Source organism: Sulfitobacter sp. (assembly GCF_041552635.1).
Classification (GTDB): domain Bacteria; phylum Pseudomonadota; class Alphaproteobacteria; order Rhodobacterales; family Rhodobacteraceae; genus Sulfitobacter.
This window is the reverse complement of sequence record NZ_JBFEKM010000352.1, coordinates 1-1,535: the sequence shown is the minus strand read 5'-3', so window position 1 is coordinate 1,535 and position 1,535 is coordinate 1. Positions and strand designations below refer to the sequence as shown.

Here is a 1,535-nt window from a genome sequence, read left to right as displayed (position 1 = left end):
CTTCTTTAGTTGGAAATCCAGATCCTAATGGAGTATGGACACCAGCTTTGGCAGGTCAAGGAACTTATACTTATACACATGAAGCTGTAGGCGATTGTCCAGAAGTAAGTGCAGAGGTAGTAGTTACAGAACAACCAGCACCAGTAGCAGGAACAACGACAGACTTTAGCATCTGTGAAGGAGGTTCGGTAACAGAAGATTTATTGAATGCAAGTATTACAGGAAATGATATAGGAAGTTGGAATACAACCTCTGGCGGAGCAGGAATTTACACCTATACCGTAACAGCAATAGCGCCTTGTTCAACTGATGCAACAGTAACAGTAGAAGTAACAGAACAAGATATTATAGTAGCTCAATCTTTTGACGATCAAGAAGAATGTGATAGCTATACCTTAACCAAAATAAATTCTGGAAACCAATACTTTACAGAATCTGGTGGAGAAGGAACTGAATTGTTAGAAGGAGATAATATTACGGAATCTCAAACCATTTATGTATATGCCACTGCTTCTGGTTCTTGTCCTGCCGATGAGTCTAGCTTCAAAGTAACCATCAACCCTACTCCAAAGAATCCTGTTTTAGATTCAGCTATTAATACATCATGTGGCCTTAATAATGGTTCAATTTCATTATTAGTAACTGAAGGAATTGATTACAGTATCGATGGTGAGAATTATGTAACAAGTGGCGAGTTTGACAACTTAGCTCCCGGAACTTACTTTATAACAGCAAGATTTGTAAATGGAGATTGCATATCAACTCCAACAGAAGTTGAAATATTAGCAATTCCTGACACTGAAGATCCAGTAATTTCTGAAATGGGAGATATAATTGTAAATGTAGATCCAGGTGACTGTGGAGCAGTAATTTCTTTTGAAGCTCCTACTGCTACTGATAATTGTACTGGGACGGTAGTAACACTTAATGAAGGAAACATGCCTTCTGGAAGTTTATTCCCTGTGGGAACTACAACTGTAACCTATACTGCTACAGATGCTACCGGAAACACTTCCACAATAACTTTTGATGTAACTGTTGAAGATAACGAAGATCCAACAATCGAATGTCCTGAAAATATAACAGTAACCAATATAGAAGGTCAGGATTACGCAATTGTCACTTATACTGAGATTACTGCTACTGATAATTGCGGAGTAACAGTTGAAAGGATATCTGGTTTTGCCTCTGGGGAACAATTCCCAATAGGAACAACAACAGTAACTTATGTAGCTACAGATTCAAGTGGTAATGAAGTTGAATGTAGCTTTACGGTCCTTGTTAAAGGAACTCCGGTTGCTGTGAACGATGAAATTAGTACTAATGAAGACACTTCAGTAATTATTAAAGTACTTGACAACGATTCAGATCCAGATGGAGACGAACTTACAATTGTTAGTAATACAAATACAAGTAATGGAACTTTGGTGCTAAACGGAGATGGAACTTTCACCTACACTCCTAACGAGAATTATAACGGCCCAGATTCGTTCACTTATACCATTTCCGATGGAAATGGGGGAACTGATACTGCT

1 protein-coding gene is annotated in these 1,535 nt (G+C 38.2%); it reads left to right on the top strand.

Going from position 1 to position 1,535, the window contains the following annotated elements:
• Positions 1-1,535 (top strand): HYR domain-containing protein (locus ABYT07_RS20995; protein ID WP_372993934.1); only part of this gene is annotated, 1,535 nt, incomplete at both ends.